Origin of the sequence: Mesorhizobium sp. M0715 (genome assembly GCF_040320355.1) — a bacterium.
Classification (GTDB): Bacteria; Pseudomonadota; Alphaproteobacteria; order Rhizobiales; family Rhizobiaceae; genus Mesorhizobium.
Window position 1 is genome coordinate 131,543 of record NZ_JAMYPL010000015.1, and the last position, 20,147, is coordinate 151,689.

Below are 20,147 nucleotides of genomic sequence, written 5' to 3' on the forward strand. Positions count from 1 at the left end.
CTCCTTGGCTTCATTCTGGATCTTTCCAGATGAACCGGTGCTCTTCCGGGTGACGGATGCGGATCATGAGCTTCGACGCGCTTTTTTCGACCTCCATCTGCTACGGCAACGGCGCTCCGCAGGCCGGTTGGACTCTGGCGCTCCCCATCACATTGCCACTGGCGGCAATCCTTTTGCTGTATGTTGCCGGCGCCAACCGACTGTGGCGACGGAGCGGACGCGGACGTCGCTTGCGATCACGGCAGGCCTTCCAGTTTGCTGCCGGCTGGGCCGTCCTGGCGTTCGCCCTTGTAAGCCCGATCCATGCGTTGGGCGAACATGTGTTTGCGGCGCACATGATCGAGCATGAATTGCTGATGGTGGTCGCAGCGCCTCTGCTGGTTACCTCCCGCCCGACAGCGGCGATGATGTGGGCACTGCCGGTACAACTGCGCCAGATATTCGGAGCGGCCGGACATGCAAATACGCTTCGGGCGATCTGGGCGTTCATCAGCCGCCCTGTGGTCGCGACCGTCCTGCACGGAGCCGCGATATGGATTTGGCATCTCCCGGCGCTGTTCGAGGCTGCCCTCCAGCAGGGTTTCCTGCACTATGCCCAGCACGCGAGCTTCCTCGGCACCGGGCTTTTGTTCTGGTGGGTGCTGCTGCCTCGCCCTGGCCGCGAGCACGCTCGCGGCAATGCGGTGATGCATCTCTTCTTCACCTCGCTCCACACCGGGCTGCTCGGGGCTTTGCTCGTTGTCTCGCCAAAGCTGTGGTATCCGGCCAACGCCGTCGGCTCGGATCTGTGGGGGCTCAGCCCGCTCGAGGACCAGCAACTTGCAGGCTTGATCATGTGGATTCCCGCTGGCCTGATCTATGGCGGAGCCGCACTGCTCTTGGTCGCTTTCTGGATTCAAACGAGCAGTCGGCGGCATCAGGCTCCCCAGGAGTTGCGCATCGTCTAACCCGCACCGCTTCACGTCGGTTTTCGCCGGGGCGGTGTTGCCAAGCATCCTTTTTCAGTCAGCTGCGTTATGGCCTTGGCAACGATGGTGGATCCTTCATGGCGAGGTGCATGAGTCCGTTGGCCGGCTCTCGCAGGCGGACACGACCGCGAATGTCGCTTGCCTTTACATGTCCAACGCAAATCCTGACTGACATTGTTCCGGGAAAGGCCGCGCAACAGCGTTTGAGGTGGGTCAGCGCAGCGCCGATGTTGGTATTGGCAGGATGCGGCGATCGGCAGTCGGCCCTCCATGCACACGGTGCGAACGCCCGGAGAATCCTTGATCTGATCTGGTCTTTCAGCGCAGTCGCGGTGGCCACGTGGCTGCTTGTCATGCTGGTCTTGGCGGCAGCGCTTTTGCATCGCCGCCTGTCCGAGACAACGCGCTCGCCGCTCGAGATCGATTCACATCAGGAGCGCCGATTTACCCGCGCTGTCGGCAGCGCCATTGCGTTGACCGTTCTGGTGCTCGTCATGATGACGATAGCGAGTTTTTTCGCCGGCAAATCCATTGCTTCGCTGAGCGGAACGGAAACGCTTGCCGTGCGGATCACGGGGCACCAATGGTGGTGGGAGGTCCGGTATGCCGGTAATGATCCCTCGCAATCGATCGTCACGGCAAATGAAATCCATGTCCCGGTTGGCGAACCGGTCAAGGTCGAACTCGATTCGCTCGATGTCATTCATAGCTTCTGGGTGCCGAACCTTGCCGGTAAGCGCGATCTCATTCCGGGCCGGCTAAGCCAGCTTACCCTCATCGCCGATAAGCCCGGCATCTATCGTGGCCAGTGTGCCGAATTCTGCGGCTATCAGCACGCCCATATGGCCATCACCGTCATCGCGAAAGCCGCGAAGCGTTCGAAGCATGGCAATCCAGGCAAAACGCCGTCGCATCGGCGCCTGGCGGCGAGGAAGAACGCCGCGGCCAACAGGCATTTCTTTCCACCGGCTGTGCGCTCTGCCATACGATAAGAGGCACGCCTGCCAGCGGAACGGTCGGACCTGATCTTACCCATCTCGCCAGCCGACGTGCACTGGCCGCGGATACGCTGGCCATGACCCCTGGCGCACTCGCCGCCTGGATTGCCGATCCACAGTCGATAAAGCCTGGCGCCAAGATGCCGCGCATTGCCCTTAGCGCCGACGATCTCAACGCGGTCGTCACCTATCTCGGAAGCCTCGAATGAGCGGCATTGCGGGAAAGCCGGCCGAGCATACCGAGCAGGGCTTGAAAGGCATCCGTGACACCGGCCTCGAAGAGGTGAGACTGCGCGCTTTTCTGGCGCATGCCTGGCGAACGCCGAAAGGCTTCTACGGCTGGCTGGTCACGGTCGATCACAAGCTGATCGGACGGCGCTATATCGTGACGGCTTTCCTGTTTCTCATCCTTGCGGGTCTATCAGCGCTCGCCATGCGTTTCCAGCTTGCCCAGCCTGAGGCCGGCCACATCGGCCCCGATCTCTACAACCAGCTGTTCACCATGCATGGCACGACGATGATGTTTCTGTTCGCCGTGCCGGTGATGGAAGCTTTCGCCATTTACCTGGTGCCGCTGATGATCGGCACTCGCAATGTCGCCTTTCCGCGGCTCAATGCATTCAGCTACTGGGTCTATCTTTCCGGCGGGCTGATGATCTGGATCGCCTTTGCCTTCGAAACCGGTGCGGATGCCGGCTGGTTTTCCTACGCACCGCTCGCCGGACCCGAATATGGCATCGGCAAGCGCCCCGATTTTTGGGCGCAGATGGTGACCTACACTGAAGTGTCCGCGCTCGCGGTAGCGGTCGAGATCATCGCGACAGTGTTCAAACAACGTGCTCCCGGCATGTCGCTCGACCGCATCCCGCTCTATGTCTGGTCCGTCCTCGTTACGGCTTTCGTCATCCTGTTCGCCATGCCGGCCGTGATGGTCTCGAGTACAATGCTGATCCTGGACCGCCTGGTCGGCACGAAATTTTTCGATCCCGCAGCAGGCGGCGATGCACTGCTGTGGCAGCATCTGTTCTGGTTCTTCGGCCATCCCGAGGTCTACATAATCTTCATTCCGGCGACCGGCTTCGTCTCCGCGATCCTGCCGACCTTCGTTCGCCGCCCGATCTTCGGCTATCTCGGCATCGTCCTGTCGTTGATCTCGATCGGTTTTCTTTCCTTCGGCCTGTGGGTGCACCACATGTTCGCTACCGGCCTGCCGCAGCTCGGCGAAAGCTTCTTTACCGCTTCCTCGATGATGATCGCCATTCCGAGCGGCATTCAGATCTTCTGCTGGATTGCGACGATCTGGGGCGGCCGGCCGATCTTCGCCACGCCCATGCTTTTCGTGCTCGGCTTCATCTTCACCTTTGTGATCGGCGGCCTGACCGGGGTCATGGTCGCCTCGGTGCCGCTCGACCTGCAGGTGCACGACACCTATTTCGTGGTTGCCCATTTCCACTATGTGCTGGTCGGGGGCGCCGTCTTCCCCCTGCTCGGCGCCGTTTATTACTGGTTTCCCAAGATCACCGGACGCATGCTGTCGGAGAGGCTCGGCCGCTGGAATTTCTGGCTCGTCTTCCTCGGGTTCAATCTCACCTTCTTCCCCATGCATATTCTCGGTCTGCAAGGCATGCCGCGCCGCGTTTATACGTATCCGCCGGCGAGCGGCTGGGGCGAGATGAACCTCCTCATCAGCCTCTCTTCACTGGTGGTGTTCGCCGGCTTTGCGCTTTTCTTCCTGAACCTCCTGCTCAGCCTTCGCAACGGCCGCATTGCCGGAGACAATCCCTGGGGCGCGAGCACGCTCGAATGGGCGACGACGTCGCCGCCGCCCTCCTACGATTTTTCGCGGCTGCCCGTGGTAACTCACCGCGAACCGCTTTGGGCCGAGCCCGATACGCTTCCCGTGGTCGAGGGTCTGCGTGTCGACGCACGCGAGGTGCTCGCCGGCACGGTCGCCGATGCGGTGCCGCAACTAAGGGTGCCATCGGCTGACAACTCGATCTGGCCGCTGCTGTCGGCCATTGCGGTGGGCGGCGCATTTCTCGGTTCGATATACACGCCATGGGCGGTGGTCTGGGGAGCGATCCCGGTTTCGATCGGCTTCATCTGTTGGTTCTGGCCGAAAGGCGAGCCGGAGGACGAGGAATGAGGCACCGTCCCGTCGCCGACGTCAGCCACCTGCCCACATATGATTTCGGGTCGGCGAGCCCGATGTGGTGGGGAACCCTTGCCTTCATTGCTCTCGAGGCAACAGGTTTTGCCTTGGCGATAGGCACCTACTTCTATCTGGCTGTGCTGGCCCGGCATTGGCCCATCGGAGCCCCGGCGCCAGATTTGCTGCCGGGCACGGCAGCGTTGATTATTCTGGTTGCGAGCGTCGTGCCCAACCACCTGATCGAGTTTTGGGCGCGTCGCCAGGACCTCGCGAAAGTTCGCCTTGGCATGGTCGTCATGTCGATCGTCGGGATTCTTCCGCTGATCGTTCGCATCTGGGAATTTCCGGCTCTGCGGATTTCCTGGGATCAGAACGCTTACGGATCGATCGTGTGGTTCCTGCTTGGACTGCATACGACGCATCTTCTTACCGATGTCGGCGACACGATCGTCCTGGCGGTTCTCATGTTCACGCAAAAAGGCAAGGCGGGCCGCCGCTTCAGCGACGTCTCGGACAATGCGTTCTACTGGGACTTCGTCGTCGTCTCATGGGTCGTGCTCTATCTTGTTATTTATTGGGCTCCGAGGATGTGAGATGCAGGCGATCCGTACCGGCGTTTCCTGGGCAGGCCTGGTCAGCGGGCCAGTTGCGTGGGCAATAGCCCTGCAGCTCGATTACTCCATTGCATCCTGGCAGTGCCATGCCGGCTTTCGTCCCACTGCCTTGTTCTCATTGATAGGCGCCGCTGTCGCCCTGGCAGGCACGCTGCTGTCGTGGCACGCCGTTCATGACCGCGGACATGGTACGATCCCGCCCCGGAGGGCGCGCACGCGTGCGTTCCTTGCCAGGACTTCGGTGGGCGTCGGGGCGCTGTTCACGCTCATCTTGCTGGCGCAAGTGGTGGCAGGGCTGATCTTCAGCGGGTGCGAACTGTGACGACGCCAAAGACGCGGAGATTGGCCATCCACCGCCGGTACGCGCTTTGGCCTGCCACGGGCATTCCATTCCCACCCGTCATTTCTCGGGCGGTCGTACTCGTCTTGTCGTCGTTGGCGCTTTGCACCGAGCTGCGGGCGAGCGAAATCCAGAGGGGTGAATATCTCACGCGAGCGGCCGACTGCATCGGCTGCCACACGTCCAATCCGAGCCGCCCCTTCGCTGGAGGCTATCGCGTGCCGACACCGTTCGGCGATGTATACTCGACCAACATCACACCAGATCTCGAAACGGGCATCGGACGCTATTCCGCGGACGAGTTCGTGCGAGCCGTCAAGAAAGGTATCAGGCGCGACGGAGCCGATCTCTACCCCGCCATGCCCTATGACAGCTTCGCCGCAATGAGCCGCGAGGACGTGCTTGCAATTCGGGCCTATATCCTTGCGCAGCCGCCGATTTCCCAGCCGCGGCCGCGAAACATTCTGCCTTTTCCATTCAACCAGCGCTGGACGGTTGCGCTGTGGAAGCTCGCGAATCTCCAAACCGGCAGTTTCACGCCTGATCGGAGCCGGACCGCCGCATGGAACAGGGGAGCCTACCTTGTCGAGGTGCTCGGCCACTGCGGTGCCTGCCACACGCCAAGGAATGCGACGTTCGGCATGGATGAAGACCACAAGCTTGCCGGCGGCACCGCCGGCATCTGGCACGCCTTCAACATCACCAGCGACAAGATCGCAGGCGTCGGCGGCTGGAGCAACGAAGAGCTGTCTCGATTTCTCAAAACCGGCGCCGTGCCCGGGAAGGCCTACGCGGGCGGGCCGATGGCGGAAACGGTCATGAACAGCCTGCAGCATCTTTCCGACGACGACATCCAGGCTATTGTCGCCTATCTCAGGGACGTGCCACCCAACCGGGAGACGAGAAGCAGCCGCGTTTCTCATGGGGTAACGCGGCCGCCGCCGCGGCCGACGGCGATGCTGGAACCGAGGGGATGACGCAAGGCAGCGGGACCGCAACCGGCGATGATCTCTATCGATCGCTCTGTTCGACGTGCCATGGGGCGAACGGAGGCGGATCGCCCGACGGATACTATCCGTCCTTGACCCGCAACAGCACCCCCGGCGCGGCCACGCCCGAGGATGTCGTCATGACCATCCTTGAAGGCGTCAAAGCTGGTGACGTGGCCGGGCGTCAATCGATGGCGGCCTTCGGCGGCTGGCTGGACGATGGCCAGGTGGCAGCTCTTGCAAATTACGTCACCGCGCGGTTCGGAAATCCCGACCTCAGCGTCACCGCGGCCGATGTACGCCAGATGCGAGCAGGAACGACAACCAGCCAGACAATCATGATTCTGGCGGCTCAATCACTTGTAGCGGGCGCCGCCGTGTTGATGCTTGGCCTGCTGCTTTTGCTGGCAAGACGCCTGCGCCGTGGGGCGACTTCAGCGCGCCTCATGTTCGCGCATAGAGATAGGCGGTAATGTCGCGCGCCTCTTGAAGCGACAGATTTGTATTGGGCATGGCCGCCTTCGGGTCTACATCCCGCGCCCTGCTGATCCAGCGCATCATCGCATCCGGGGTGGCTCGCGACGCCCCGATATATCCTCTTTCGACGACGCCTTGCAGGGACGGACCGACGGTGCCATGGGCGCCGGGTACCCCCGGGATTTCGTGACATCCGCCACAGCCGTGGCGGATCATTGCCGGGACGGCCCGGTCAGGGTCGCCACCGATGGCCTGTGCAATGGTGGTTTCCCGGAGATTGTCGCCGCGGACCAAGTTGACGGCGCAAACTACCGGAATAATGACGATTGCCGCGGATACGCCTGCCACCCAGGGCAGCGCGGATGGCATCAGCCTGACGGGTTGTCGGCTCATCCGCGCATGCCATCGCAGTCGCAAAACGCGGCCCGATCGCAGCCCCAGGGAAAGGAGCAATGTCCGGCAGCGCTCCGAGGCACCAATCTATTTGTTGCAGTTCTGCACATTCGACGTTGTCGTGCCGGAGGCGGTGTTTGTGTCGGTATCATTGCCCGCGGCGTCCTTGCAGCGGTCGCTCATGCCGTTCGGGGTGGTTGTCGAATTTGTTGCGTTCGGGTCAACGGGGGTTGTCGAAGTACCGGAACCGGAACCGGCGGTACCATTGGCATCATTCGTGGTTCCGGGCGTCGTGCCCGAACCGCTGTTGGAGCTTGAACCGTTCGACTGCGCCATTGCCGATGTGGCCAATGTGAGCGCGAGCACAGCGGTGGAGAGAAGTTTGACAATCATGGTGGATCTCCTGGTTGTGTACCGCCACCAAACCAATCCTTTGCTGATAGTTCCCGGCGAAATCGTGTTCAGCGAAATTCCTGTGAAACGGTTTCAGGCTAACGCAGACTGTTAGCCGCGCGACGGCAGTCGGTATAAGCGCCGCTTGTTGCGCCGTCCGGCCGCGGAAGCAGCGCCAGCCGCATATCCTCGCCAAACACATCGTCGCTCACTGGTGGCCGCTGCAAGCGCCCTCAAACGCCCGATCATCCCTGGATCGTGCAGGAAACAGCTCAATCATCGCAACGAAAATCACACCAACGGGCCGAACACGAATGTAGCAAGCAGAACAAGGAAAATCACAGCGATAACTGCGACCGCCCACATGACAATCCTTCTTGTCCCCCGTTGCTCTTGCTTGCGAGAGATATCTTCTGACACAGTACGAAATCCTTGCTGCAAAATTCAACTGACGATAAGGCTCGGCGCCTGCATGGCCCGGACCTGCCGAATTGGCACCCGGGCCGCGTCTTGGAGTTGGCCGCAGCCGGGGCTCACACGCCTACCAGCCCTGCCGACCGTACCAGTCATCGATATCGCGCCGCACACGGTCCTTTTCGAGGCCGTAACGCTCCTGGATCTTGCCTTCGAGTTGATCGCGCTTGCCGGCGATGCGGTCAAGGTCATCATCCGTGAGTTTACCCCACTGCTCCTTGACCTTGCCTTTCACCTGTTTCCAGTTTCCTTCCACGCGGTTCCAGTCCATGACACCGTTCTCCTTCGGTTTGAAAACGTCTAACCTCGGAGAGCAAACGCAAATCAACGACGGATGTTCCTGGAACTCGACAGCAAGGCGCTTGTCTTGCTCTCACAGGCCGCGATCCATTCCTTTACGCTCAGTCTGCGTCATCAATTGAGGTCGAGCGGAATTCGGGTGGTGGAGATGGCTCCGCCAATTGTCGATACCGGTCTCGTTGGCAGCACCCGCAGCGGAGGAACAGCCAACCGTATGATGGTCAGTCCGGGCGAATTCGCCACCGGGGCGCTTGCGCAATTCGAAGCGGACAAGGACGAGGTGCTTGTCGGTATTTTGGCCGATACGCGCCGGATGGGCGAAGCTTTGTTCGAGCGGATGAACAATCACTCCTGAGCCATTATGGGACCGCCGTCGCGGTTGCGGCAATCCGCTGGTTGCCGTGCATCCCTCGAAGTTTTGTCAGCTATGTCCCCGGGTCGGACACAGACTGGATGGTAGGCCCGGAAGGTCAACGTTTTCTACAGAATCAACTCGTTGTGGCTGATCCCACTCCTGCAAGGCGGGCAAATCATGGACTGGAGCGGCGGCCTCATTCTGTAAAATCCGGGCGTTGGCAGCTTTGCCAGCTAAGCAGCGACGCCACCTAAATAGGCGCTGATAACCGCTTCATTGCTCGCGAGATCGCTGCCTGGTCCCTCAAGAACAACGCGCCCGGCCTTGAGAACGTAGCCGTAGTCGGCGAATTTTAAGGCGACTTTGCTATTCTGCTCCACAAGCAGAATGGTCACGCCTTCACGATTGAGGCGCTGCACGATGTTCATGACCTCCTTGATCAGTTGCGGCGCCAGACCCATGGAAGGCTCATCGAGCAACAGCACCTTGGGCGCGGCCATGAGGGCTCTGCCGATCGCCAGCATCTGCTGCTCGCCTCCCGAGAGGTTCCTTGCATCGCCATTCTGTCTGCGCGCCAGGATGGGGAAGAGCTCAAAAACATGATCCAGCCGCCGCCGGCGCTCGACGTCGTCGGCAAGCGTGAACGAGCCCAGGTCGAGGTTCTCCCTGATCGTCATGTCGCCGAAAATACGCCTTCCCTCCGGGACGTGGACGAGCCCGCGATGCGGCAGGCGATGGGCAGGGACTTTGGTTATGTCCTCGCCCAGGAAGCGGACACATCCGGAGGATGCGGCAACAAGGCCGGACAGCGTGCGCAGGGTGGTGCTCTTGCCCGCACCATTCGCGCCAAGCAGGGCGACGATCTGGCCGCGCTTGACCGAAAGGCTGACACCATGAAGGGCTTCGATGCCGTCATAGCGTGCGACGATGCGGTCCGCGGAAAGAACGATTTCGGCGTCCATCAGTCCTCCGTACCGAGATAGGCTTCGATGACCCTGGGGTCTTTTCGCACGGCCTCCGGCGGTCCGTCGGCGATCTTCTGCCCATAGTCGAACACCACGATCTTCTCCGACACCTGCATGACCAGGCCCATATCGTGCTCGATCAGCAGGACGGTGACACCGGTTTCGTCACGGATGCGGCGGATCAGGTGAACAAGGTCCAGCTTCTCGCGCTCGTTCAGGCCGGCGGCGGGCTCGTCCAGCAGGATGAGTTCGGGCGCCGACGCCAGGGCTCTTGCGAGTTCGAGCCGCCGTTGATCGCCATAGGAAAGACCACCGGCACGGCGATGCGCATGCTGCTCGATGCCGACAAAATCGAGCCAGCGCATGCCAGCCGCGCGGATCGTCTCCTCCTCGCGCCGCTGTGCCGGCAAGTGCAGGATCGCCGACATGATGCCGTGGCGGCTGCGGCAATGCTGGCCGGACATGGCGTTTTCCAGAACGGTCATTTCCTGGAACAGCCGGATGTTCTGGAACGTGCGGGCGAGGCCGAGCGCGGTGATGCGATGCGGCGGCAAGCCGGTGATTGGCCGGCCGCCCAGACTGATCGAGCCGCCCTTCGGCTTGTAGAAGCCGGTCAGGCAATTGAAGAGTGATGTCTTGCCGGCCCCGTTCGGCCCGATAAGACTGTTGATGGCGCCTTTCTCAACCGAGAACGAAATGTCGTGAAGGACTTTCAGTCCTCCGAAACTGAGACGCAGGTCGCGGACTTCCAGCAGCGCCATGGTCAAACTCGCTTGTCCGGCCACAGCCCGTTCGGCCTGAAGAGCATGATTGCCAGCAGCGCAACCGCGGTCACCAGGGGACGATAGGTTCCCGCGCCGCGCAGCACCTCCGGAAGCAGGGCCACGAGAACAGCACCAAGGACGACGCCGGGAATGCGGCCCATGCCGCCCAGGACGACGCCGAGAAGGATGAGCAGCGATTGGTTGAAGGTGAAACTCTCCGGCGAGATGGCCGTCATCTTGGCTGCGTAGAAGCATCCGGCCACGGAAGCGATCACAGCGCCCATCATATAGGCTTGCAGCTTGGCCGTGACACGGTTGATGCCGATGCCAGCGGCGGCGTCCTCATCGTAGCGAACGTAGAACCAGGCTCGTCCCATTCGCGATCGCTCGACGCTCAGACAGACGAAGGCGGTGAGAAGCGCAAGCACCAGGAACGCATAGTAGAAGTGCTGCACCTGCATCAGCCTGAAGCCGAATATCTCCGGGCGCTCGATGCCGATGAGTCCGCTCGCGCCACCGGTGATGTCGAGGTTGCGGGCGATGATGCGCACGATTTCGCCGAAGCCCAGCGTCACGATCGCCAGATAGTCGCTGCGCAATCTCAATGTCGGAGCCCCGATGATGATGCCGGCCACGCAGGCGGCGACCATGGCGACCGGGATGGTAAGCCAGAAATTGAACCCGAATTCCGCGGTCAGGATGCCTGATGTGTAGGCGCCGACCGCGAAGAAGGCGGCGTAGCCGAGATCGAGCAGGCCTGCATAGCCGACGACAACGTTGAGGCCGAGGCACAGAACGACATAGAGCAGCGCCGTGGTTGCCACCTCCGTCACATAGGCGTTGGCGAATTGCGGCAACACCAGCGCGCAGGTGAGCGCCGCCAGGCCGGGCAGCACGACGGACCAGCGCATCAATTGCGGTTGCCCGGCGGTCGGCATGGTTCTCACTTCGTCGGTCATCACACCCGCTCCACGACAGAGCGTCCAAGAAGGCCGGTCGGCTTGAACACAAGGAACAGGATCAGGGTCCCGAACACGAAGACGTCACGCCACTCCGAGCCGACGAAGGGCAAGGACGAACCGAAAGCTTCGAGCAGGCCGAGCAGCAATCCGCCGAGCATGGCGCCCGGCACGCTGCCGATCCCACCTATGACCGCGGCGGTGAAGGCCTTGAGCCCCATGATGAAGCCCATGAAGAAATGGACACTGCCATAATAGGCGCCGGCCATGACCCCGCCGCCGGCAGCGAGCGCCGAGCCCATGAAGAAGGTCAAGGCGATCACCCGGTCGACATCGATGCCCATCAGGCGGCTCGCCCCCATGTCGATGGACACGGCGCGCATCGCCTTGCCGTACATGGTGCGTGAGACAAAGGCCTGCATGCCGGCCATAAGAGCGATGGAGGCGGCCACCAGCACCATCTGCGTGTAGGTGATGTGAACGGTGGAAATATCCACGCCGGCAAAACCGAGGTCCGTGTTGAAGGCGTAATGCCGCCCGCCTGTCAGGGCGAGTGCCGTGCCGTTCAGCACCATCGACGCGCCGAGCGCCGTGATGAGGATGGAGAGGCGCGGCGCATTGCGCATCGGCCTGTAGGCGAAGCGTTCGATGATGACGCCGAGCAAGCCGACAGCCAGCATCGACACAAGCAGGGCGCAGACCACGCCCAGCCAGCCATTGCCGACCCATATGCCGACGAAGGAGAACACGATGAGGCCGACGAAGGCGCCGTTCATGTAGATGTCGCCATGGGCGAAATTCAGGAGCTTGATGACGCCGAAGACCATGCTGTAGCCAAGCGCGATCAGGGCATAGAACGAGCCGACGATAAGACCGTTCACCAGTTGCTGAATAAGCAGGTCGAGCGTCATTGATGCTCCAGGGCAGAATTGAAAAAGTCTTGTCTGAGCGCAGCGTCGGCACACCAGACAATCGGCGGTGACGCCGAGGCCGCCACAAGGCCTGCCTCGGCGTCAATCCGGTTGGCCTTTATTCGGCTACCCACTTGCCGCCCTTGGCGATCACCGGGCGGAAATTCGAGGTCTGGAGCGTGTTCTTGTCGGTGAACTTGATTTCACCAGCAAGGCCCTTGAAGTCGCTCGCCTTGAGCGCCTCGATGATCGCTTTCTGATCCGCCGACTTGGCCCGCGTGATCGCATCGACGATCAGGTCGCCCACATCGTGGGAGAGCGCCGCATAGGCGCCGGCGTCGCGGCCATAGGTTTCCTTGTACTTGGCCTTGAAGTCGGCGGCGCCGGACAAGAGGTCGACAGTCGGGGGAGACAACAGGTACACGCCCTCACCGGCCGACCCGGCGATCTCCAGATATTCCGGTGAATTGTTGCCGTCGCCCAGCACAATGCCGCCCTGGAACCCGGCCTGCCGGAGCTGCTTGGTGAGCAGGGCGCCACCGGCATGATATGCGGTCCAGAAGACAGCGTCGGCGCCGCTCGATTTGATCTTGGTGACGACCGCCGAATAGTCCTGCTCGCCGGCCGTGGTGGTCTCCTTGGCGGCAATTTCGCCGCCTGCGCTCTTGAAGGCTTCGGCGGTCAGCTTGGCCAAGTCGGACGAATAGGCATCGCCTTCGTCCACGACCGCGATCTTCTTGTAGCCGTTCTTCTTGAAGAGCTCGACGGCTGTCGTCGCCTGCATGTCACCGGTTGAATTGGCTAGGAAGGCATTGCCCTGATTGGCGGCGACCAGCTTGGTCGAGTTCGCTCCGATGATGACGAATGGAATGCCGGCGTCACCATAGATCTTCAATGTCGGCAAGACGGCGCCCGAGCAGTAGCCGCCGACGATGGCGGTCACGCCTTCCGAGACAAGCTTGCTGCCTGCGGTCACCGCCTGCTGCGGATCGCAGGCGTCGTCGGCGGTAGTGGTGATGATCTTGTCGCCGTTGACGCCGCCTTTGGCGTTGACGGCATCGATCGCCATCTTCACGGCGTTCTCCATATCCTGCCCCTCACTGGCCAGTTGGCCAGTCATGGGGGCCACAATGCCGATCTTGATGTCGGCAGCCGCGGCCATCGTGGTCATAGCCAGCCCGGCAAGGGCGGTGGCACAAGCAAGCCTCTTGGCAAGCCTCTTGAAGGAAACAACCATTAATTCTCTCCATTTCCCCTGTTGGCGCATCCAGGCGGCGTGCCCGAAATGCATTGTTTCGCCCCTCGGTTAGCTGCGGAGCGGTTATGTTGAGCAAGATCGCTAGCCGGCCACGCGATTTGTCACCCGCAGGCTCTGATCCGCCGATCAGTGACTGCCGCCGGCAGCCCGGGCATAGGCTCCCTGGTAGCGGTTCTCCCGGATGCTCTGCATGATCTCGGCCTCACGCGCTTCTTGCGCCCTGACGGCGGCCAGCAAAGCCGCGGCATCTTCGATTGGAAATGCCACGACGCCATCCTCGTCACCCACGACGATGTCGCCGGGACCGACGACCATGCCGCCTATGCAGACGGGAACATTTATGGCTCCCGGACCATCCTTGTAAGGTCCGAGATGGATGGCCGACCGTGCGAAGCATGGAAACGGATTGCGGCCGATGGCACCGGCATCGCGAATGGCGCCGTCGATGACAATGCCTGCGGCGCCGCGCGACGCCGCGACACTTGTCATGATCTCGCCGACCAGCGCGCGTCCTTCATACCCGCCGCCATCGACGACGATGACGTCTCCGGGCTGCAACAGATCGAGCGCACGATGGATGAACTGGTTGTCGCCGGGGCGGGTCCTGACCGTCAGCGCCCTCCCCGCCATGACGCCGCCCACCCGGTGAAATGGCCGCAACCCGACAGCCCCGGGGACACGGGCGAGATTGTCGCTGATCAACGGCGTCGCCAGAGCGCGGAACGCGTCGATCAGTTCGCTTTCCTGTGATCCATCCGCCATCGTCTGCACTCCCCGTCGTCGGCACCTTTATGAATATAGTATCCAATCACAATTAATTCAGTGGAGTCAACCGGCTTGCAATGGTCGGCAGAAAAAAGCCAAAGCAGCCCATAAACGCCGCCACTCGGGCAAACATGACCGCAAAGGCCCACCCGTCCGGGCTTGCAATGGCGGCAAAGTTCAAGATAGATTGGATAACATATCCATAAAAGCCATGATTGTAAAAAGGGAATTGGCTGTGAAGCATGCAGGAAAAGTCGTGATCGTTACCGGGGCGGCACAAGGCCTGGGCCTTGCCTGCGCCGAGCGCTTTCATGCCGATGGCGCCAAGGTTGTGCTTGTCGACGTGCAGGCCGATCGCGGGCGCGAGCATGCCGAACGTCTTGGTGAGCGTGCCGCCTGGCTATCGGCGGATCTCTCCGAATGCACGCAGGAAATGGCAGCCGATGTTGTTGCCAAGGCCACAGAGCGATTCGGCGGTGTCGACGTCCTCATCAACAATGCCGGCATCATCCATCTGGACGATTTCGTCGACTTCCCCGAGGAAGCCTTCGACCTGGTTCAGCGCGTCAATCTCAAGGCGCCCTTCCTTCTCGGGCAGGCCGCGGCAAGGGCCATGATCGCGCAGGGACGCGGCGGCTCGATCATCAACATGTCGTCGATCAACGCCATCCTGGCCATTCCCAATTCCGTCGCCTATGCCGTGTCCAAGGGTGGCATCAAGCAATTGACGGCGGTGATGGCCGTCGGATTGATCCCGCATAACATCCGCGTCAACGCCATCGGCCCCGGCACCATCCTGACCGACATGGTCAAGAGTTCGGTCATGGCCAGCGAAGCGCAGCGCCAGACCATCCTGTCGCGCACGCCGAGCGGCCGCTGTGGCGAACCTTCGGAGATCGCCAGCGTCGCATCCTTCCTGGCCAGCGACGACGCTTCCTACATCGTCGGCCAGACCATCTATCCGGATGGCGGTCGCCTGATCCTGAACTATACGGTGCCGGTGAAGGACTGACCGCCCATGGTTGTCGGTACGCCTCACATCAGTCTTGCGGGATCGGGCGCGCTGCTGCTCGATGGCGTGCAGGGGGCTTTCAGCGATGCCACCCAGGAACTGGTCTGGGCGGTGGCGAATGCCGCGCTGCGCCTAGAGGGGGTGCGCGAGGCCGTTCCCGGCATGAACAACCTGCTGGTGGTGTTTGACCCACTCGCTACGGACGCCCACAGCGTCACGGGTCAGCTGATGTCGCTCTGGGCTTGCACCGATGCCCACGCGGTGACCGGCACGCATCATACCATTCCCGTCAGTTATGGCGGCGCGCGCGGCGAGGATCTCGCCGGCTGGGCCGCACATTGCGGCATGTCTGTCGACGAGACCGTCAGCCGCCACGCGGCGGCCACCTACACCGTCGCCGCCATCGGCGCCATGCCGGGCTTTCCCTATCTGTCCGGTCTCGACCCGCTGCTTGCCTGGGCAAGGCGCAGCACGCCTCGCCTCAAAGTCACTGAGGGCGCCGTCATCATTGGTGGCGCGCAGGCGGGTATCATGCCGATGACTGCGCCTTCCGGATGGCACATAATCGGCCATACCGACGTGAAGCTGTTCAAGGCCGAAGCGGAATTGCCCGTGCTGCTCAGGCCCGGAGACAAAATCCGATTCGCAATCGCAGAGATCGAGGCATGATCGAGATCCTCACCACCGGCTTGCCGAACACGGTCCAGGATCTCGGCCGGCCCGGTCATCTGGCGCTGGGGGTCAGCCATGGCGGCGCCATGGACAGGCAGGCGCTGGCGATCGCCAATCTCATGCTGGGCAATGACCCCTCGGCTGCCGGGATCGAGGTCGCGCTTCATCCGTTCCGGCTGGGCGTGCATATCGACACCGCCGTCGCCATCACCGGCGCGGATTGCGCCGTCAGCGTCGGCGATCGGCCCTGTCCACCCTGGTGGGCCATGACGATCCGCGCCGGCGAGACCCTAGTCCTCGAAACCCCGCGCATCGGTGCTCGTTCCTACATCGCCTTTGCCGGCGGGCTCGATCTGCCGTCCGTCATGGGGTCGCGCGCGACGGATGTGAAAGGCGGTTTCGGCGGTTTCGCCGGACGCGGTCTGTCCCGCGGTGACCGGCTTGCGCTCAACCCTGCGCAATGCCGCCTTCCCGCGGGCGGCATCGGCGCAGCGCTGGAAGAGCGGCGAGGCGCGGCGGACGGCTTGGCCTCGGCAATCGAATTGCGGGTTTTGCCGGCCGCCGAGTTCGACGCCTTCAGGCCGGAGGCCCAGGCGGCTTTCACCGGCAGCGAATGGAGCATCACCAACGACGCCAACCGTATGGGATATCGCCTTGCCGGGGCGACGCTTTCCCTCCTCTCGCCGCTGGAATTGCTGTCCCACGGCATCGTGCCGGGAACTGTTCAAGTGCCGCCGTCCGGCCAGCCGATCATCCAACTTGCCGATGCCAACACCTGCGGCGGCTATCCGAAGATCGCCACGGTGATCGAAGCCGATTTCTGGCGGCTGGCGCAAGCGCCGGTCGGCGCTCGCCTACGTTTCTTGCCGGTCTCGATCGAAGCGTCGACAGAAGCGCTTCGCGCGAACCGGCAGCAAAGTCACGACTTTATCGCCGCCCGAAACCTTATGGCCGGCGAGCAGAGGGCTCCATGAAAATTCGCCCCTTCACCATCGAGATTGCCCAGTCTGAAATCGACGATTTGAAGAAGCGCATCTCGATCTGGCGCGAGCCGGACCAGTTGCAGGCAATAGGCTGGACGCAGGGAACGGAGCACGAGCAACTGCGCCGACTAATGCAACACTGGCGCACTGGCTTCGATTGGCGCAAGCAGGAAGCCGCCTGGAACATCCATCCGCACTACCAGACGGATATCGGCGGCGAAACCCTCCATTTCATCCATGCGCGCGCCGCTGTCGCAACCGGCAGAACGGTCATACTCACCCATGGCTGGCCAGGCAGCGTCTTCGAATTTCATGAGTTGATCCCGCTTCTGACCGACCCGCTTTCGCATGGCGGAAGACAGGAGGACGCCTTCAACGTCGTGGTCCCCTCGATTCCCGGCTATGGCTTTTCAAGCCGACCGACCAGGCCTGGTCTCAACCTGTTCACCGTCGCCGACCTTTGGGCCGAGTTGATGAGCCGTCTCGGCTACAAACGATATCTCGCGCAAGGTGGCGATCTGGGCGCCGGCGTGTCGACCTGCCTGGCGCACGCGCATCCAGACAGTCTCGCCGGGGTGCATCTGAACTTCATCCCCGGCTCATACTCACCTCCTCACGATCCAGGCCCGGATGGCGACCTAAGCTTGGAAGAACGCGCCTTCCTGGAACGGAAAGCCGAATGGGCGGATATTCATGGCGCCTATGCTCATATTCAAGCGACGCGCCCGCAAACGCTTGCCTATGGGCTGACGGATTCGCCGGTCGGACTGGCAGCGTGGATGATCGAGAAGTTCCGCGACTGGAGCGATTGCGATGGCGATCTGCCCAACGCCGCATTTTCGCGCGACGACATGCTCGCCAACATCTCGCTTTACTGGTTCACCCGGACCGTCGCTTCGTCGATGCGACTCTATTGGGAAACGCGCGCCCGTCCGCTTGCATTCGCGTCCGGCACAGCGATCAACGTCCCGCTTGCAGTGGCTTTGTTCCCCAAAGAGCTGCCGATGCCGCCCAGGAGTTGGGTCGAGCGCGTCTTCAAGGACATCCGCCAGTGGACAGCGATGCCGCGCGGTGGTCATTTCGCAGCCCTCGAGCAGCCCGCTTTGCTTGCACAGAATATAAGAGCCTTTGCCGGCGGTCTGGATTTTTAAAGGCAGCGTTTGCGCGCAGCCAAACCCGAAGGCCAGAAATGAACAATACCGCCCTCACCATCGATGCCTTGCATAAGCGCGTCGATGCAATTTTCCGCAAGGCCGGACTGAACCCCATCCAGGCCAGCGCCATCACACGGGTCATCGTCGCGGCGGAGCGCGATGCCTGCAAATCGCATGGTATCTACCGGATCGAAGGCGCGCTGCGAACGATCAAGGCAGGGAAGGTAAACCCAGACGCGGTGCCCGAACTGTTGCCGCAAGACGCTCCCGCCATTGTGAAAGTGGATGCGAAGCACGGCTTCGCCAACCCGGCCTTCGAACTGGGCCTGCCGGTGCTGGTCGAGCGGGCACGCTCCTGCGGCATCGCCGCGCTAGCGATCAACGATGCCGTGCATTTTTCCGCCCTTTGGGTGGAAGTCGAAGCCTTGACCCAGGCAGGCCTTGCCGGCCTGGCCATGTGCCCGAGCTATGCCACCGTCGCTCCGACCGGTGGCAACGGACCGTTGCTGGGCACCAATCCTTTTGCCTTTGGCTGGCCGCGTAAAGAGCAGCCTCCCTACGTTTTCGACTTCGCGACCTCGGTTGCCGCGCGCGGCGAGATCGAGCTCCACCGCCGGGCAGGCAAGAAGCTGCCGGAAGGCTGGGCCATGGATTCGGACGGCAGGCCAACGACCGATCCCGAAGCTGCCCTGGCGGGCGCCATGCTTCCCTTCGGCGGGCACAAAGGCTCCGCCATCGCGACGATGATCGAACTGCTCGCCGGGATCATGATCGGCGACCTGACCAGCCCCGGGGCGCTCGAGCTGCTTGGCACCACGACGCTTTATCCGTCGCACGGAGAGTTGGTCATCGCTTTCTCGCCGAAAGCCTTCGCCGCCGGCCGGCCCGGCAATCCGCTGGGCCGTGCTGAAGCGCTGTTCGAGGCGATCTTGGGCCAAGGTGCGCGCCTACCCTCGCAAAGGCGGTTCCTAGCCCGCGAGACGTCGGAGCGCGACGGTATCGTCCTCTCGCACCAGGAAATGGAACAACTCGATCGTTTTCTCGAACGGGGGCTCGACACGGTCTGAATCGGTATCGCCAGGGCCAAGATCAATCACTGGAGGAGAAAAATGCGCTGGACGAAAACATTCACGGTCGTCGGCTGCCATGCCGAGGGCGAAGTCGGCAATGTGATCACCGGAGGCGTCAAGGACGTTCCGGGCAAGACCATGTTCGAAAAGAAGGAGTATCTCGAAGCGCATATGGACGACATTCGTGGGCTGCTCTTGTTCGAGCCGCGCGGTGCGCCCTACGTCAACGGCAACATCATCCTGCCGCCTTGCGATCCCTCGGCGGATCTCGGTTACGTCATAATTGAAAGCACCGAATACCCGCCCATGTCGGGCTCCAACACCATCTGCGTCGCCACCGTGGCGCTGGAAACGGGCATGGTGCCGATGAAGGAACCCGAGACGCGGCTGCGCATGGAGGCGCCGGCCGGCATGATCGAGGTGCGCTGCCTCTGCGAGAACGGCAAGGTGAAGCAGGTGGAGTTCACCAATGTGCCGGCTTTCGCGTTCCACCTCGACACACCTGTCGAAGTCGAGGGGCTCGGCACGATCACCGTCGACACCTCCTATGGCGGCATGACTTTCGCCCATGTGAACGCGCGCGCACTGGGCTTTTCCATAACACCCGACGAGGCACACCAGATGTCGCTGATGGGCCAACGTATCAAGAAGGCGGCCAACGAACAGCTCGTTGTCGTGCATCCGGAGAACGCTAAGATCCGCGACGTGTCCAACGTGATTTTCGAAGGCCCGATCAAGCGCGTCGACGGTCGCGTGGAAAGCGTCAACGGCACGGTGTGTCTGCATGGCAGGCTCGACCGCTCGCCTACGGGCACCGGCACCACCGGGCGGCTGGCGGTGATGTCGGCAAAGGGGCAGATCGCCAAGGGAGAGCTGTTCCGCAACAAGTCGATCATCGGGACCCATTTCGATTCCCGGGTGATCGCCAATGCGCGCGTCGGCGATCGCGACGCTGTCGTGGTCACCATTGCCGGGCAGGCCTGGATTACCAGCATTGGCCAGTACGGCCTCGACCCGACAGACCCTTATCCACGAGGGCATCGCCTCAGCGACGTCTGGTTCTGAAACGGACGCGGGGGGGGGCGGGGGGCCCCCCCCGGGAACCCGGGGGGGGGGGGGGGGGGCCACCCGCGCGGGGGGTTTATAAACAAGCCGGGGCCGCGCGCGGGGTAATGTTTGTT

The 20,147-nt window shown here is 62.1% G+C and carries 24 protein-coding genes; 15 read left to right on the forward strand and 9 right to left on the reverse strand.

Going from position 1 to position 20,147, the window contains the following annotated elements; translation table 11 throughout:
• The first annotated feature begins 65 nt into the window (after window positions 1-65).
• The 8 genes from NKI21_RS18960 (at window position 66) to NKI21_RS18995 (ending at window position 6,534) form a co-directional block, all read left to right on the forward strand.
• The gene (locus NKI21_RS18960) at window positions 66-947 is read left to right on the forward strand and encodes a cytochrome c oxidase assembly protein (protein ID WP_352441946.1); all 882 of its coding nucleotides are present in this window, start codon (window positions 66-68) and stop codon (window positions 945-947) included.
• A 152-nt stretch (window positions 948-1,099) separates the two neighbouring features.
• On the forward strand, window positions 1,100-1,960 hold the full coding sequence (coxB, locus tag NKI21_RS18965; protein ID WP_352441945.1) for a cytochrome c oxidase subunit II: 861 nt from the start codon (window positions 1,100-1,102) through the stop codon (window positions 1,958-1,960).
• A complete protein-coding gene (locus NKI21_RS18970) occupies window positions 1,957-2,175 on the forward strand; it encodes a c-type cytochrome (RefSeq protein WP_352442005.1) in 219 nt (72 codons plus the stop codon). The genes coxB and NKI21_RS18970 overlap by 4 nt, the downstream gene beginning before the upstream one ends.
• A complete protein-coding gene (gene ctaD, locus NKI21_RS18975; RefSeq protein WP_352866757.1) occupies window positions 2,172-4,112 on the forward strand; it encodes a cytochrome c oxidase subunit I in 1,941 nt (646 codons plus the stop codon). The genes NKI21_RS18970 and ctaD overlap by 4 nt, the downstream gene beginning before the upstream one ends.
• Window positions 4,109-4,711 (forward strand): cytochrome c oxidase subunit 3, encoded by a 603-nt coding sequence (locus NKI21_RS18980; protein WP_023809500.1) that lies wholly within the window; start codon window positions 4,109-4,111, stop codon window positions 4,709-4,711. The genes ctaD and NKI21_RS18980 overlap by 4 nt, the downstream gene beginning before the upstream one ends.
• A gap of 1 nt (window position 4,712) precedes the next feature.
• Window positions 4,713-5,054, forward strand: coding sequence for a hypothetical protein (locus NKI21_RS18985; protein WP_352441943.1), 342 nt, complete (start codon window positions 4,713-4,715; stop codon window positions 5,052-5,054).
• 236 nt (window positions 5,055-5,290) lie between these two features.
• Complete coding sequence (locus NKI21_RS18990) at window positions 5,291-6,049, forward strand: c-type cytochrome (protein WP_352441942.1); 759 nt, start codon at window positions 5,291-5,293, stop codon at window positions 6,047-6,049.
• Window positions 6,046-6,534 (forward strand): c-type cytochrome, encoded by a 489-nt coding sequence (locus tag NKI21_RS18995; protein ID WP_352441941.1) that lies wholly within the window; start codon window positions 6,046-6,048, stop codon window positions 6,532-6,534. The genes NKI21_RS18990 and NKI21_RS18995 overlap by 4 nt, the downstream gene beginning before the upstream one ends.
• Here NKI21_RS18995 and NKI21_RS19000 read toward each other — a convergent pair.
• The 3 genes from NKI21_RS19000 to NKI21_RS19010 form a co-directional block, all read right to left on the reverse strand.
• A complete protein-coding gene (locus NKI21_RS19000; protein ID WP_352631297.1) occupies window positions 6,506-6,907 on the reverse strand; it encodes a c-type cytochrome in 402 nt (133 codons plus the stop codon). The genes NKI21_RS18995 and NKI21_RS19000 overlap by 29 nt on opposite strands.
• Window positions 6,908-7,018: 111 nt before the next feature.
• Window positions 7,019-7,324, reverse strand: a complete 306-nt coding sequence (locus tag NKI21_RS19005; protein ID WP_128303874.1) for a hypothetical protein — start codon at window positions 7,322-7,324, stop codon at window positions 7,019-7,021.
• Window positions 7,325-7,865: 541 nt separating this feature from the next.
• Entirely contained in the window at window positions 7,866-8,069 is a 204-nt protein-coding gene (locus NKI21_RS19010; protein WP_023809505.1) for a CsbD family protein, read from the reverse strand.
• Window positions 8,070-8,132: 63 nt separating this feature from the next.
• Between NKI21_RS19010 and NKI21_RS19015 the strand changes: the two genes are divergently transcribed.
• Entirely contained in the window at window positions 8,133-8,453 is a 321-nt protein-coding gene (locus NKI21_RS19015) for a hypothetical protein (protein WP_352441940.1), read from the forward strand.
• 233 nt (window positions 8,454-8,686) lie between these two features.
• Here NKI21_RS19015 and NKI21_RS19020 read toward each other — a convergent pair whose 3' ends face one another.
• The 6 genes from NKI21_RS19020 to NKI21_RS19045 all read right to left on the reverse strand — a co-directional run bounded on the left by NKI21_RS19020 (window position 8,687) and on the right by NKI21_RS19045 (window position 14,072).
• Window positions 8,687-9,415 carry an ABC transporter ATP-binding protein gene (locus NKI21_RS19020; RefSeq protein ID WP_023809507.1) on the reverse strand — a complete coding sequence of 243 codons (729 nt, stop codon included), beginning with the start codon at window positions 9,413-9,415 and terminating at the stop codon, window positions 8,687-8,689.
• Window positions 9,415-10,179, reverse strand: coding sequence for an ABC transporter ATP-binding protein (locus tag NKI21_RS19025; RefSeq protein WP_128303873.1), 765 nt, complete (start codon window positions 10,177-10,179; stop codon window positions 9,415-9,417). Before NKI21_RS19025 ends, NKI21_RS19020 begins: the two co-directional genes overlap by 1 nt.
• A 2-nt stretch (window positions 10,180-10,181) precedes the next feature.
• Window positions 10,182-11,141 carry a branched-chain amino acid ABC transporter permease gene (locus NKI21_RS19030; protein WP_245486165.1) on the reverse strand — a complete coding sequence of 320 codons (960 nt, stop codon included), beginning with the start codon at window positions 11,139-11,141 and terminating at the stop codon, window positions 10,182-10,184.
• The gene (locus tag NKI21_RS19035; RefSeq protein ID WP_023809510.1) at window positions 11,141-12,052 is read right to left on the reverse strand and encodes a branched-chain amino acid ABC transporter permease; all 912 of its coding nucleotides are present in this window, start codon (window positions 12,050-12,052) and stop codon (window positions 11,141-11,143) included. The genes NKI21_RS19030 and NKI21_RS19035 overlap by 1 nt, the downstream gene beginning before the upstream one ends.
• Window positions 12,053-12,170: 118 nt before the next feature.
• Complete coding sequence (locus NKI21_RS19040; protein ID WP_245273099.1) at window positions 12,171-13,289, reverse strand: branched-chain amino acid ABC transporter substrate-binding protein; 1,119 nt, start codon at window positions 13,287-13,289, stop codon at window positions 12,171-12,173.
• A 147-nt stretch (window positions 13,290-13,436) separates the two neighbouring features.
• Entirely contained in the window at window positions 13,437-14,072 is a 636-nt protein-coding gene (locus NKI21_RS19045; RefSeq protein ID WP_023809512.1) for an RraA family protein, read from the reverse strand.
• 238 nt (window positions 14,073-14,310) lie between these two features.
• Between NKI21_RS19045 and NKI21_RS19050 the strand changes: the two genes are divergently transcribed.
• Genes NKI21_RS19050 through NKI21_RS19075 form a run of 6 tightly spaced genes read left to right on the forward strand, consistent with a single transcriptional unit; the run spans window position 14,311 to window position 20,031 of the window.
• Window positions 14,311-15,087, forward strand: coding sequence for an SDR family NAD(P)-dependent oxidoreductase (locus NKI21_RS19050; RefSeq protein WP_023809514.1), 777 nt, complete (start codon window positions 14,311-14,313; stop codon window positions 15,085-15,087).
• A 6-nt stretch (window positions 15,088-15,093) separates the two neighbouring features.
• The gene (gene pxpB / locus NKI21_RS19055; protein WP_352441939.1) at window positions 15,094-15,756 is read left to right on the forward strand and encodes a 5-oxoprolinase subunit PxpB; all 663 of its coding nucleotides are present in this window, start codon (window positions 15,094-15,096) and stop codon (window positions 15,754-15,756) included.
• On the forward strand, window positions 15,753-16,733 hold the full coding sequence (locus NKI21_RS19060) for a 5-oxoprolinase subunit C family protein (RefSeq protein WP_352866762.1): 981 nt from the start codon (window positions 15,753-15,755) through the stop codon (window positions 16,731-16,733). Before pxpB ends, NKI21_RS19060 begins: the two co-directional genes overlap by 4 nt.
• On the forward strand, window positions 16,730-17,893 hold the full coding sequence (locus tag NKI21_RS19065; RefSeq protein WP_023809517.1) for an epoxide hydrolase family protein: 1,164 nt from the start codon (window positions 16,730-16,732) through the stop codon (window positions 17,891-17,893). The genes NKI21_RS19060 and NKI21_RS19065 overlap by 4 nt, the downstream gene beginning before the upstream one ends.
• A gap of 38 nt (window positions 17,894-17,931) precedes the next feature.
• Complete coding sequence (locus tag NKI21_RS19070; RefSeq protein WP_023809518.1) at window positions 17,932-18,963, forward strand: Ldh family oxidoreductase; 1,032 nt, start codon at window positions 17,932-17,934, stop codon at window positions 18,961-18,963.
• Between the two features lie 42 nt (window positions 18,964-19,005).
• Complete coding sequence (locus NKI21_RS19075) at window positions 19,006-20,031, forward strand: proline racemase family protein (protein WP_023809519.1); 1,026 nt, start codon at window positions 19,006-19,008, stop codon at window positions 20,029-20,031.
• Window positions 20,032-20,147 lie beyond the last annotated feature (116 nt).

What these genes read in the sequence shown, in the direction of transcription:
- pxpB (WP_352441939.1), top strand. Translation starts at nt 15,094, where the DNA reads ATGGTTGTCGGTACGCCTCACATCAGTCTTGCGGGATCGGGCGCGCTG.
- NKI21_RS18980 (WP_023809500.1), top strand. Translation starts at nt 4,109, where the DNA reads ATGAGGCACCGTCCCGTCGCCGACGTCAGCCACCTGCCCACATATGAT.
- NKI21_RS19045 (WP_023809512.1), bottom strand. Translation starts at nt 14,072, where the DNA reads ATGGCGGATGGATCACAGGAAAGCGAACTGATCGACGCGTTCCGCGCT.
- coxB (WP_352441945.1), top strand. Translation starts at nt 1,100, where the DNA reads ATGTCGCTTGCCTTTACATGTCCAACGCAAATCCTGACTGACATTGTT.
- ctaD (WP_352866757.1), top strand. Translation starts at nt 2,172, where the DNA reads ATGAGCGGCATTGCGGGAAAGCCGGCCGAGCATACCGAGCAGGGCTTG.
- NKI21_RS19035 (WP_023809510.1), bottom strand. Translation starts at nt 12,052, where the DNA reads ATGACGCTCGACCTGCTTATTCAGCAACTGGTGAACGGTCTTATCGTC.
- NKI21_RS19005 (WP_128303874.1), bottom strand. Translation starts at nt 7,324, where the DNA reads ATGATTGTCAAACTTCTCTCCACCGCTGTGCTCGCGCTCACATTGGCC.
- NKI21_RS19060 (WP_352866762.1), top strand. Translation starts at nt 15,753, where the DNA reads ATGATCGAGATCCTCACCACCGGCTTGCCGAACACGGTCCAGGATCTC.
- NKI21_RS19000 (WP_352631297.1), bottom strand. Translation starts at nt 6,907, where the DNA reads ATGCCATCCGCGCTGCCCTGGGTGGCAGGCGTATCCGCGGCAATCGTC.
- NKI21_RS19010 (WP_023809505.1), bottom strand. Translation starts at nt 8,069, where the DNA reads ATGGACTGGAACCGCGTGGAAGGAAACTGGAAACAGGTGAAAGGCAAG.
- NKI21_RS19025 (WP_128303873.1), bottom strand. Translation starts at nt 10,179, where the DNA reads ATGGCGCTGCTGGAAGTCCGCGACCTGCGTCTCAGTTTCGGAGGACTG.
- NKI21_RS19070 (WP_023809518.1), top strand. Translation starts at nt 17,932, where the DNA reads ATGAACAATACCGCCCTCACCATCGATGCCTTGCATAAGCGCGTCGAT.
- NKI21_RS18960 (WP_352441946.1), top strand. Translation starts at nt 66, where the DNA reads ATGAGCTTCGACGCGCTTTTTTCGACCTCCATCTGCTACGGCAACGGC.
- NKI21_RS19040 (WP_245273099.1), bottom strand. Translation starts at nt 13,289, where the DNA reads ATGGTTGTTTCCTTCAAGAGGCTTGCCAAGAGGCTTGCTTGTGCCACC.
- NKI21_RS18985 (WP_352441943.1), top strand. Translation starts at nt 4,713, where the DNA reads ATGCAGGCGATCCGTACCGGCGTTTCCTGGGCAGGCCTGGTCAGCGGG.
- NKI21_RS19015 (WP_352441940.1), top strand. Translation starts at nt 8,133, where the DNA reads ATGTTCCTGGAACTCGACAGCAAGGCGCTTGTCTTGCTCTCACAGGCC.
- NKI21_RS19020 (WP_023809507.1), bottom strand. Translation starts at nt 9,415, where the DNA reads ATGGACGCCGAAATCGTTCTTTCCGCGGACCGCATCGTCGCACGCTAT.
- NKI21_RS18995 (WP_352441941.1), top strand. Translation starts at nt 6,046, where the DNA reads ATGACGCAAGGCAGCGGGACCGCAACCGGCGATGATCTCTATCGATCG.
- NKI21_RS19075 (WP_023809519.1), top strand. Translation starts at nt 19,006, where the DNA reads ATGCGCTGGACGAAAACATTCACGGTCGTCGGCTGCCATGCCGAGGGC.
- NKI21_RS19030 (WP_245486165.1), bottom strand. Translation starts at nt 11,141, where the DNA reads ATGACCGACGAAGTGAGAACCATGCCGACCGCCGGGCAACCGCAATTG.
- NKI21_RS19065 (WP_023809517.1), top strand. Translation starts at nt 16,730, where the DNA reads ATGAAAATTCGCCCCTTCACCATCGAGATTGCCCAGTCTGAAATCGAC.